Raw genomic sequence first — 11285 nt, forward strand, 5'->3', positions numbered from 1 at the left:
TTAGTGTAGTGGCTTGTATTAACTAGCCTTTTGTTCAGGGGCTTAAAAGATGTCGGTGCATTGTAGGCCATTATTCCATGCAATGGCTGGTCAAAGAATAACCTTTGTTGTGATTTTTGTCACTAAAATGGAATATTTTATTCCATAGAATCGCCCTCAGTTCCGAATTCAAACCGAGAAATAGACGATGAACCTAGACCTAACCCAGTTGGTTACCGAAAGCCGCAACCCTGCCAGTGCTGACATTGACACCCTTTCCACCTTAGAGATGTTGCAAGTCATTAACCGTGAAGATCAACTGGTCGCGTTGGCGGTTGAAAAAACCTTACCGCAGATAGCGCAAGCGGTGGATGCCATTACCTTGGCATTTCAAGCGGGTGGACGTTTGATCTACATGGGAGCGGGAACCTCCGGTCGCTTGGGGATTTTAGATGCTAGCGAGTGCCCACCCACCTACGGCTCTGATCCTAAACAAGTGGTTGGGCTTATTGCGGGCGGACACCCAGCGATTCTTAAAGCGGTTGAAAATGCCGAAGATAATGTTGAGCTTGGGCAAAGCGATCTGAAAAATATTAATTTGACCCGCAACGATGTGGTGGTGGGTATCGCCGCCAGTGGTCGCACACCCTATGCGCTAGGCGGCATGGCTTACGCTAAATCACTGGGTGCAACGGTTGTGGCAGTAGTGTGCAACCCAGATTGCGCGATGCAGCACGCGGCTGACATTGCCATTGTGCCTGTGGTGGGCGCGGAAGTGGTCACGGGCTCTTCACGTATGAAAGCGGGCACGGCGCAAAAACTGGTGCTTAACATGTTAACCAGCGGCGCGATGATTCGTTGCGGTAAAGTGTTTGGCAACCTCATGGTCGATGTCGAGGCGACCAACGCTAAGTTGATTCAGCGCCAAAATAACATTGTGGTCGAAGCGACTGGTTGCAGTAAAGAGGAAGCAGAACAAGCACTGAGCGCCTGCCATCGTCACTGTAAAACCGCCATTGTAATGATTCTGGCGGGGCTAAGCGCCGAGCAAGCGACGCAAAAACTGGCCAAGCATAATGGTTTTATTCGCGCGGCACTGAATGATCAATAACCCGACTGGATCTATCCAAGGATGTCCCAATGGCAAAAATAACCTCAAATATGATCGCCAAGCTGCTTAGTGCAGTCGGTGGTAGTGGCAATATCGGTAAGTGTGGTAACTGCATGACGCGCTTACGTTTGACATTAAATAATACGGCATTGGCCGATCAGGCTCTGCTGAAAACCCTTCCCGGCGTAATGGGCGTGGTGGAGAGTGACCAACAACTGCAGATCATTTTAGGCCCGGGCAAAGCGCAAACGGCGGCCGATATGATGAATGAGATGATCGCCAACGGTGACGGTGCTGAGACGGATATGGCCGTAACTGCCGATCTATCCGCGATTGCTGCTGAGCAGAAAAAGCAGATGAAGAGTAAACAGACCAGCGGCGTACAACGTTTTTTAAGCAAATTTGCGACCATTTTTACGCCGCTGATCCCCGGTTTCATTGCTGCGGGCTTGTTGCTTGGTTTTGCCACTTTGCTGGAGCAAATGTTCGTTATCGATCAATCGCCTAGCCAGTTTATGCTCGATCTCATTACTTATATGAAAGTGTTTGGTAAAGGGCTCTTTGCTTTCTTGAGTATTTTAATTGGTTATAACGCGCAGCAAGCTTTCGGTGGCTCGGGTGTTAATGGTGCCATTTTAGCTTCGCTGTTTGTGCTGGGGTATAACCCAGAGGCGACAACGGGTATCTACTCGGGTATGAGTGAATTCTTTGGCTTCGCCATTGACCCACGCGGCAACATCATCGGGGTACTATTGGCCTCTATTCTGGGCGCGCAAGTAGAACGTAAAGTGCGTCAATACATGCCTGATGATTTGGATATGATCTTAACCTCTGTGGTGACGTTACTCATCATGGGCGCGGTGACTTTCTTGGTGATCATGCCGATTGGTGGTGAGCTGTTTAAAGGCATGTCATGGTTGTTTTTGAACCTCAATGATAACCCGTTGGGCGCGGCGTTACTGTCGGGTTTGTTCTTAATTTCGGTGGTGTTTGGTATTCACCAAGGGTTTGTGCCAGTCTATTTTGCGCTGATGGATGTACAAGGGTTTAACTCTCTGTTTCCTATTTTGGCGATGGCGGGCGGCGGCCAAGTGGGCGCTTCGCTGGCACTCTATTTCAAAGCGAATAAAGATGCGTTGCTGCGCACGCAAGTGAAAGGGGCGATCATTCCCGGTATTTTGGGAATTGGCGAACCATTGATTTATGGCGTGACCTTGCCGCGGGTTAAACCGTTTGTCACCGCTTGCATTGGTGGGGCGGCGGGCGGTTTCTTTGTCGGCTTAGTTTCTTACCTTGGTTTGCCAGTAGGATTAAATACGGTGTTTGGCCCGTCAGGCATTGTCGCCATTCCATTGATGACTTCCGAGCAAGGAATTTTTGCTGGGATGATGGTGTTTGTTGGCGGTCTTTTAATCTCCTACACCGTTGGCTTTCTCGCGACCTACTTTTTTGGCTGCAAAGATGTCGATTTAAGCTAATTCACCCCCCCTATGTATGGTATGCAAAATAGTATGCAAAATACCCAAACTCGGTCAAGTGAGGGTATTGGGTGAAATAGCGCAGCCTTTAGCACATCTTCTTTCTCTGTTGGATGTGTCTAAAGGCCTTTTATTTGGCCTAAAGAGCATCCACTACGCAAGTTCGCCTATAAAACCACCCGTTTGATGCGCCCATAGCTGAGCATAAACGCCTTGTTGTTGCAGCAACTCTTGGTGTGAGCCTTGTTCAATGATTCGTCCTTCATCCAGCACAATTAAGCGATCCATGGCGGCAATGGTTGATAAACGGTGCGCAATGGCGATCACGGTTTTGTTTTCCATCAGCGTTTCAAAATTTTCTTGAATAGCCGCTTCCACTTCTGAATCTAGGGCCGAGGTGGCTTCATCCATGATCAGAATCGGCGCATTTTTTAATAGCACTCTGGCAATCGCAATGCGTTGGCGTTGGCCGCCAGAGAGTTTGACACCGCGTTCTCCCACTTGAACATCGTAGCCGAGGTTGCCATTCTCATCCTGCAACTGCGCGATAAAATCATGAGCATGCGCTTGACGGCTTGCTTCTATCAGCGCCTCTTCCCCGGCATCTGGGTTGCCATACAGAATGTTGTCGCGGATTGAGCGGTGCAACAGAGAAGTATCTTGCGTGATCATACCAATGTGTTGGCGCAATGAATCTTGGCTAACCTGCGAAATATCTTGCCCATCAATGCAGATTTTGCCGCCATTCAAATCGTAAAATCGCAGCAGTAAGTTAACCAGTGTGGATTTACCCGCGCCCGAACGACCCACTAACCCCACTTTTTCGCCCGCTTTTAACTCAAAGTTAAGCGCTTCAAACACAGTGTTTTCTTGTCCATAGTGAAAGTGAACGTTATGGAAGCTGATTTGCCCTTGCGTTACTTGCAGCGGCGGCGCATTGGCCACATCCGTTATGGTTACTGGTTGCGACAAGGTATTCATTCCATCCACCACAGTACCGATATTTTCAAATAGTGCGCTCACTTCCCACATGATCCATTTCGACATGCCTTGTACGCGCAGCGCAATGCTAATCGCAATCGCAATGACACCGACAGTCACTGAGGCATCGAGCCACAAATTGATTGATAAAGCGGCGATAGAAAACAGCAGTAAATAGTTGATGGCGTCAACACTCCACAACAGGCACGTCACCATGCGCATCTGTTGGTACACGGTGTTCAAAAACCGTTTCATGCTGCTTTTGGCGTACTGCATTTCTCGTTGCGAATGGGAAAACAGTTTCACGGTGGCAATGTTGGTGTAACTGTCGACTATGCTGCCCGTCATAGTTGAGCGAGCATCGGCTTGATCGGTCGCCACTTTTTTCATCTTGGGAATGAAATATAATTGAATGATGATGTAGGCCACGAGCCAAATCAGAATCGGGATCATCAAGATGCGGTCAGATTCGCCCATCATCCAAATCATCGAGACGAAGTAGACCGCGATGTAAACCAGTACATCGACCAGTTTCATCACTGTTTCTCGCACGGCGAGTGAACTTTGCATCACTTTGGTGGCAATTCGCCCCGCGAAATCGCGTTGGAAAAAACTGACGCTCTGTTTGAGTAAGTAGCGGTGGATCATCCAACGTATCGACATCGGGTAATTACCCAGTAGCGTTTGGTGCATGATCATGGAGTGGAAGAAAGCCAGCAGCGGCATAATGACCACCACCAGCGCGGCCATTACCCACAAGCGGTCACTCTGATCAGCCCAGAATGTGGCACGTTGTTGGCTGCCAAGCATATCAACCAATTCACCCATATAGCGAATGAGGGTGACTTCGGCAATCGCCACACAAGCACTGAGCAGTGACATGACCAATAACGGTACTTCAAAACCCCGCGTGTAATGACGGCAGAAGGCTAATAAGGAGTTAGGCGGTTGTTGCGGCTCTTCTTTAGGAAACGCCGTCGTGAGATTTTCAAACCATTGAAACATAGGTGATCAACTTATGGTGATGTGCGAGTGAGATTCATTCTTATTTTTATCTGTTAAATATTGAATTTATCAGTAAAATGACGGGCAATAATAATGATAATAAAAACGTTTCTCAAACTAATTAAAGCAGGAGGTATCCTTTAATGGATCTCATTCGCCCAAGCTTGCTGGGGACAGCAATTCACAACATATTAAAAATCAGCGCATTACCTTGTCTGTTCATGGTTTCGGCTACGGCACAAGCTGAGCAAACACCACCACCAGTTTTAGACACGATCGTGGTAACGGCATCGGCATTGAAAGTCGATACCCCGACACAAGAAACCGCAAAGTCGGTCACTGTCATTGAACGTGATGAACTGGACCAGCATAACGTACAAAAACTGGATGAAGCATTGCGCTATACGCCGGGATACACCTCACCTTATGGCGCGGATAATGACGCCGAATGGATGTTTGTGCGTGGTTTTGAACCGAGTGTCTATCTCGATGGTAACCGTCTTTATAAAGAAGGTTTCTTTGCTTGGACGGTTGAACCCTTTGGTTTAGAGCGAGTTGAATTGGTGAAAGGCCCGTCTTCGGTGCTGTATGGTGAGTCCATGCCGGGCGGTATTGCCAACGTGGTGCAGAAAAAGCCGACTGATGGCGCGCAGCATTCCGTATCTCTGTCGGTGGGGAATAAAAATTACCAGCAGTTGGGTGTCGATATTGCCGATTGGGCCAACCAAGATGGCAGCCAGCGCTACCGCCTCGTGGCGATGGTTAATCAAAAAGAGGGTGAACTGGATGGCATTGAGAGCCAGCGCGTTTATGTTGCGCCAAGCTACGCTATCGATTTATCAGATCAAACCACGCTAACGCTGATGGCCACTTTCTTGAAAGATAACGGCGTGCCACAAAACGGTTTCTTCCCAAGCGATGGCACATTAGTGGCGCTGCCCAATGGTGAGACGATTGCGCCTAACCGCAACTTTGGCGAGCCGGATCACGATGATTTCGATAAAACACAACTGTCGTTCGGCTACCAACTCTCTCATCAACTGAACGACACTTGGAGCCTCAAGCAAAACTTCAACTACGCCTATGTTGATCTGTACCTGCGAAGCTCTTCGGCCTATCAAAATGCTTGGCAAGACAGCGACCCATACACATTGGCACGTTATACCTTGATCAATGATGGTGATGCACACAGCGTAACCTTAGATAACAACGCCCAAGCACAGTGGCAAAGTAGCCAATTTGAGCACCGCTTACTGACCGGGTTTGACATTCAGTATCACCAAAATAAATGGCTGGGTAATGGCACTGGTTCACAGGTGGGCGTGATCAACAGCCTTAATCCGACCTACGGCAATGTGCCTGATCTTTCAAGCAGCTTGTATGACAATGAGATTGTCAAACAGCAACTGGGTATGTACGCGCAATATCAAACGAAGTGGCAACAGAAATGGGTGCTGAATTTAGGTGGCCGCTACGACAAAATTGATGTTGAAAGCAAAGGTTTGAATAAAGATGAGCTTGATGATGGCCAACTGTCATTAAACAGCGGTTTGATCTATTTAGCCGATAACGGTTTGTCACCTTATGTGAGCTACTCAGAATCTTTCTATGTGATCAGCAGCTTAGATTTCACCACCAACAAACTCTACAAACCCGTTGAGAGCAACCAAACCGAGGTGGGTGTGAAATACATGCCAAGCTGGCTCGATGGCTATGTCAATCTGGCGTGGTTTGATATCGATCAGAAAAACGCAACCGCCTCTACCGTCGGCAGCAATGGCGCGTTAACCACCAGTCAATCGGGCACAAAAACCAATACGCAAGGGTTCGAAGTGGAAGCTCGCATGGCTGTGACAGAGAATCTGATGCTGAATGCCAGCTACACCTATCTCGATGCCCATACGGGTGAAGGAACGAGCCAGAAGCGCAAGTCGATGATTCCGCGCCACTTAGCGACAGGTTGGGCGAGCTATGATTTTGCAGGCCTTGGGATTGAGGGGCTGACGTTGGGCTCTGGCGTGCGTTATACCGGAACGTCTGTGGATGCCTCGCTCGATAAAAAGGTGCCTGCTTATATGCTGTGGGATGCAATGGCAAGTTACGCCATCAATACACAGTGGGATGTGCAGGTTAACCTCAATAATATTTTGGATGACGAGTCCCTTGCTGGTTGTGATTTCGGAACCTGCTATTACGGCGAATCACGTCGTATGGTGGCAAGCGTGAATTACCGCTGGTAAGTCAGCATGAACTCACCTTCGCTGAAGGTGAGTTTGACGGTTTTTGAACATTCCCGCGCTGGCGGGGATGTGTGTTTTAGGTGGTTCGATTTTTGGGGGAGAGTGATGTTTACCTTATCAAATGTTCAAGTGGTGCGCGGTGGACGAAGCATTTTATCCATTGAATCACTGAATATTCCCACCACAGAGTTAACTGTGGTACTCGGCCATAATGGCTCTGGTAAATCCACACTGGTGAGTTTGATTTCTGGTCAGCAAGCACCTGACCGTGGCGACGTGTTACTTCACCAGCAGCCGATTGCCGAGCTCAGCGCTAGAGCGCTGGCTAAAGCGGTGGCGTTTTTGCCACAAAAATTGCCAACTTCAGCGGGGTTAACGGTACGAGAGTTAGTGCGCCTTGGGCGTTTTCCGTGGCGTGGTCCTTTTGGTCGCTGGCAAAATCAGGATGAAGTGATCATCGATCAAGCGATCGCCCAAACCGGCGTCACTGAATTTGCCTATACCTTGGCAGATGAATTGTCTGGCGGTGAAAGGCAACGCGCTTGGGTGGCGATGCTGTTGGCGCAGCAGTCTCCGGTGCTGATTTTAGATGAGCCAACCTCGGCGTTAGATGTGCAGCACCAATATCAGTTAATGGCTCTGCTTGCGCAATTAAACCAAACACAAGGCTGCGGAATTATCGTCATTTTGCATGATCTGAACCTTGCGCTACGTTACGCGACCCACATTGTCGCGCTCAAGCAGGGCAAGGTTGCTTTTGAAGGCGATGCCTCTTTATTGGCCGATGAAGCACGTTTATCGGCGCTTTATCAAACGCCGATTCAACTGTTGGATCACCCAATGTCCAATTCAGATTCTCACACGCATAAGGTCGCGATTGTATGTGCTTAAACCTTGTAAAGCGCTGGCTGGTTGCTGGCTTACTCTCTGTTTTTTCGAGTGTCGCTTTTAGCGCGCCATTGACCGTACACGACAGCCGCGGAGAGCAAACTCTACAGCAGCGGCCACAACGTGTGGTGGTGCTCAATTGGGATTTACTTGAGCAAGTGATTGAATTGGGTATCACACCCGTTGGCGCGCCAGAGCTTGCCAGTTATCAAGATTGGGTTGTCAAACCGCAAGTGCCGCAAGGGGTAGAAGATATCGGCACGCGTGTTGAACCCAATTTGGAAAAAATTGCTGCACTGAAACCAGATCTCATTCTCGCTGCTGCGCCGCAGCAAGATTTAATCACACCGTTAGAGCGCATTGCTCCGGTGCTCTATTTCTCTAATTTTCAAGCCAGTGATGACAGTGGTGCAGTCGCGATTGACCATTTTCGCCAATTAGCGCAGCTCTTTGACAAGCAAGCGCTCGCTGAGCAAAAACTGACCACAATGACGGAACGTTTTGCGCAGTTAAAAGCACAAATTGACATCGCATTTTCTCATCAAACACCCGCGGTGGTGGCGATGCGTTTTGCTAATCCAACCTCGGTGTTCCTTTACGGTGAAAACTCCACCACTCATTATGTGTTGAAGCAATTGGGCTTGCATGAAGCGCTGCCTCAGCCCGCCAAAGAGTGGGGGATTGTGCAACATCGGTTAACGGATTTGCAGTATGTTGAGCAAGGTTATGTGCTCTATTTCTTGCCATTTGCCCAGCAAGCACAGCTAGAAAAATCAATGCTTTGGCAAGCGATGCCATTTGTCCGTCAAGCGCGAGTGAACTCGGTTGAGAGTGTCTGGAACTACGGCGGCGCGATGTCACTACAATACATTGCAGAAGCGCTGACACGCAGTTTGCTTGAGGTTGCGCCTAAGTCATGAACGGAAAAGTGTTTCTCGCACTGAGTAGTGCGCTGCTGCTTGTGGCAATGCTCAGTGTGCAAATTGGCAATGGCGTTGATCTAGTCACGCAATGGCAACTGTTGTGGGCGCAACGTGAAGCGAGCTCTTTTGCTGAGTTCAATTTCCTATATGGTCAATTGCCCCGTTTGGTTATGACGCTGCTGGTGGGCGCGATGTTGGGTTTGGTCGGCAGTGTGATGCAACAACTGACGCAGAATAACCTCACTTCACCATTGACGCTGGGCACCTCATCTGGAGCTTGGCTGGCGCTGATTATTCTCAACATTGGTTTTCCAAGCCTAGTTGCCAGTTACAGCGCGTTGGCGGCAATGAGTGGTGCTTTGCTCGCATTTGCGTTGATCGTGGTGATTGCGGGTGTGCGTAACATGACGGGCTTGCCGTTGATTGTGGCAGGCATGGTGGTGAACCTGCTACTTGGCGCGATTGCGACGGCACTGATTCTACTCAATGAACAATACGCCAAAAACGTCTTCATGTGGGGCGCGGGCGATCTGGCGCAAAATGGCTGGGATTGGGTGCAGTGGTTGCTGCCGCGGTTATCGGTCTCTTTATTGATTTTACTGTTTGCACCAAGGGTTCTGACGTTATTGCGTTTAGGTCATCAAGGTGCTGCGGCTCGTGGTCTGCCTGTCATTCCTGCATTTTTAATCTTAATGGTGCTCGGGATTTGGTTGGTTTCAGCCTCGATTACAGCGGTGGGCGTCATCAGTTTTATCGGGCTACTCACGCCAAACATCGCCCGTGCTATGGGGGCAAGAACGCCCAAACAAGAGCTCTATTCGAGCTTACTGCTTGGCGCGTTACTGCTTTTATTAACCGATATGCTCGCAATGTGCTTGAGCCTATGGACTACGCAAGTCATCGCCAGCGGTATCACAGCCGCGGCGATTGGCGCGCCCGCATTGATCTGGTTTAGTCGCCGTCAGCTCAAGGCGCAAGATACATTGACTATCTCACTGCCTCAGTCGCGCGCATCATTAAGCCGTGTCGCACTATTGGGGTTGTTGCTAATGATGCTGGCAGCGCTTGGGTTGCATACGTTGTTTCAAATGAACGAACTCAGTTGGCAATTGGCGCTGCCAAGCAGCTATCAGTGGTCATTACGCTGGCCGCGCATGCTCACCGCATTGTGTGCCGGTATTGGTCTTGCCCTAGCAGGTAGCATTTTGCAACGTTTGATATACAACCCGTTAGCCAGCCCAGATATTTTAGGGGTCTCGTCAGGTGCGACGTTTGCGTTGGTGTTTGCCAATCTCTTTTTAGGTCAAAGCTTGTTAGCCGCTCATTGGGTGACAGCGTTGTTGGGTAGTTTGCTGGTGTTGGCGGCATTAGTTGTGCTGGGTAAGCGTCATCAATACGCCGCGTCGAGTTTGATTTTAACCGGGATAGCCATCACCGCACTGCTTGAATCCTTAGTGCAATTTTGTTTGGCTAAAGGGTCAGAAGACAGCTATCGAATTTTACAGTGGTTGGCAGGCTCAACCTATCGCGTTACGCCTGACCAAGCGCTGTTGCTGACCGTTTTGGTGCTGTTGCTGGCCGCGGCCACCATCGCACTGTCGCGTTGGCTGACTTTAATCTCCATTGGTCGTCGTTTTGCCAGTGCGCGCGGCGTTAATGCGCAAAGCACCAGTTTGATTTTATTGACCATTGTGGCGCTGTTATGTGCGCTGGTGACGGCGACGATGGGGCCAGTGTCGTTTGTGGGTTTGATCGCGCCGCACATGGCGATGATGCTAGGCGCACAGCAAAGTAAAACCCAACTGCTGGTGGCAAGTTTAGTCGGTGCATCATTAATGTTGTGGGCAGATTGGCTCGGACAGGTGATCGTTTATCCGATGCAAATTGCGGCTGGCACGCTCGTGGCGATTCTCGGTGGGAGCTATTTCTTGCTGTTACTGTTGGTCAATCGTTCAAAATAAGCTCAGTCTATTTACCATTGGCATCGATAGTGTTAACGAATAGCCCTGTGAATACAGGGCTTGCGGCTATTTTTTGGTGATTTTATCTAAATAACCCATCGCAAAGGCCGATAAGACAAAGGTAATGTGCAGCAGTAAGTACCACTTGATTTTTTCACTGTCGATATTTTCAGTGTTCATGAAGACTTTCAGCAAATGAATTGAGGAGATGGCGACAATCGATGCCGAAACCTTATTTTTTAACGATCCTGTGTCTAATTTTCCGAGCCAGCCGAGCTTATCATCCTCTTCGGCGATATCAATTTTAGAGACAAAATTCTCATAGCCTGAAAACATTACCATCACAATCAACCCACCAACCAATGAAATATCAATCAAAGAAAGTGTCACTAAAATCAGGCTGACTTCATCGGTGCTCAAGATGTTAGGTAGCAGATGAAACACTTCTTGGAAAAATTTAATGCCTAATGCCAGCAGCACTAAACTTAACCCCAAATAGATAGGGGCCATAATCCAGCGCGCTGAATAGAGTAGTTTTTCGACGATATTATCCATAATTATTCCGTTTATGATCTCCACGAAGTATGTGGAATAAGGGGTGATAATACTGTGTTTTCTTGTGATTTGGCTACGTTATTGCACAAAGTTTTTGTAGAGCAATATAAGCCAGCCAAGCTGATATTCAAGGGGCGTGGTACGCGTTTGATCACTATGGCATG

The 11285-nt window shown here is 48.8% G+C and carries 8 protein-coding genes; 6 read left to right on the forward strand and 2 right to left on the reverse strand.

What is annotated here, in order from left to right; translation table 11 throughout:
• Window positions 1-187: 187 nt before the first annotated feature.
• Together murQ and murP are read left to right on the forward strand one after the other, a co-directional pair.
• Window positions 188-1090: an N-acetylmuramic acid 6-phosphate etherase gene (murQ, locus tag B9J84_RS14905; protein ID WP_017043039.1), complete on the forward strand. Its 903-nt coding sequence runs from the start codon at window positions 188-190 to the stop codon at window positions 1088-1090.
• A 29-nt stretch (window positions 1091-1119) separates the two neighbouring features.
• On the forward strand, window positions 1120-2568 hold the full coding sequence (gene murP / locus B9J84_RS14910; protein ID WP_019281275.1) for a PTS N-acetylmuramic acid transporter subunit IIBC: 1449 nt from the start codon (window positions 1120-1122) through the stop codon (window positions 2566-2568).
• A gap of 153 nt (window positions 2569-2721) precedes the next feature.
• Here the strand turns inward: murP and B9J84_RS14915 are convergent, their stop codons facing one another.
• The gene (locus tag B9J84_RS14915; RefSeq protein ID WP_017045934.1) at window positions 2722-4554 is read right to left on the reverse strand and encodes an ABC transporter ATP-binding protein; all 1833 of its coding nucleotides are present in this window, start codon (window positions 4552-4554) and stop codon (window positions 2722-2724) included.
• Between the two features lie 143 nt (window positions 4555-4697).
• Between B9J84_RS14915 and B9J84_RS14920 the strand changes: the two genes are divergently transcribed.
• The 4 genes from B9J84_RS14920 (at window position 4698) to fhuB (ending at window position 10566) form a co-directional block, all read left to right on the forward strand.
• Window positions 4698-6794, forward strand: coding sequence for a TonB-dependent siderophore receptor (locus tag B9J84_RS14920; protein WP_094124459.1), 2097 nt, complete (start codon window positions 4698-4700; stop codon window positions 6792-6794).
• A gap of 105 nt (window positions 6795-6899) precedes the next feature.
• Window positions 6900-7685, forward strand: a complete 786-nt coding sequence (locus B9J84_RS14925; protein WP_094124460.1) for an ABC transporter ATP-binding protein — start codon at window positions 6900-6902, stop codon at window positions 7683-7685.
• Window positions 7676-8602, forward strand: coding sequence for an iron-siderophore ABC transporter substrate-binding protein (locus B9J84_RS14930; RefSeq protein WP_088721410.1), 927 nt, complete (start codon window positions 7676-7678; stop codon window positions 8600-8602). The genes B9J84_RS14925 and B9J84_RS14930 overlap by 10 nt, the downstream gene beginning before the upstream one ends.
• Window positions 8599-10566 carry a Fe(3+)-hydroxamate ABC transporter permease FhuB gene (fhuB, locus tag B9J84_RS14935; RefSeq protein ID WP_094124461.1) on the forward strand — a complete coding sequence of 656 codons (1968 nt, stop codon included), beginning with the start codon at window positions 8599-8601 and terminating at the stop codon, window positions 10564-10566. The genes B9J84_RS14930 and fhuB overlap by 4 nt, the downstream gene beginning before the upstream one ends.
• A 66-nt stretch (window positions 10567-10632) precedes the next feature.
• On the opposite strand, the gene B9J84_RS14940 is transcribed toward fhuB, so the two are convergent.
• Window positions 10633-11121, reverse strand: coding sequence for a TIGR00645 family protein (locus tag B9J84_RS14940; RefSeq protein WP_094124462.1), 489 nt, complete (start codon window positions 11119-11121; stop codon window positions 10633-10635).
• Between the last annotated feature and the right edge of the window lie 164 nt (window positions 11122-11285).

The organism is Vibrio sp. V03_P4A6T147 (assembly GCF_002241085.1).
Taxonomy (GTDB): domain Bacteria; phylum Pseudomonadota; class Gammaproteobacteria; order Enterobacterales; family Vibrionaceae; genus Vibrio; species Vibrio anguillarum.

Bases quoted from the DNA above. Each gene is read 5' to 3' on its own strand.
- murQ (WP_017043039.1), top strand. From the start codon at position 188: ATGAACCTAGACCTAACCCAGTTGGTTACCGAAAGCCGCAACCCTGCC.
- B9J84_RS14930 (WP_088721410.1), top strand. From the start codon at position 7,676: ATGTGCTTAAACCTTGTAAAGCGCTGGCTGGTTGCTGGCTTACTCTCT.
- B9J84_RS14940 (WP_094124462.1), bottom strand. From the start codon at position 11,121: ATGGATAATATCGTCGAAAAACTACTCTATTCAGCGCGCTGGATTATG.
- B9J84_RS14920 (WP_094124459.1), top strand. From the start codon at position 4,698: ATGGATCTCATTCGCCCAAGCTTGCTGGGGACAGCAATTCACAACATA.
- murP (WP_019281275.1), top strand. From the start codon at position 1,120: ATGGCAAAAATAACCTCAAATATGATCGCCAAGCTGCTTAGTGCAGTC.
- fhuB (WP_094124461.1), top strand. From the start codon at position 8,599: ATGAACGGAAAAGTGTTTCTCGCACTGAGTAGTGCGCTGCTGCTTGTG.
- B9J84_RS14915 (WP_017045934.1), bottom strand. From the start codon at position 4,554: ATGTTTCAATGGTTTGAAAATCTCACGACGGCGTTTCCTAAAGAAGAG.
- B9J84_RS14925 (WP_094124460.1), top strand. From the start codon at position 6,900: ATGTTTACCTTATCAAATGTTCAAGTGGTGCGCGGTGGACGAAGCATT.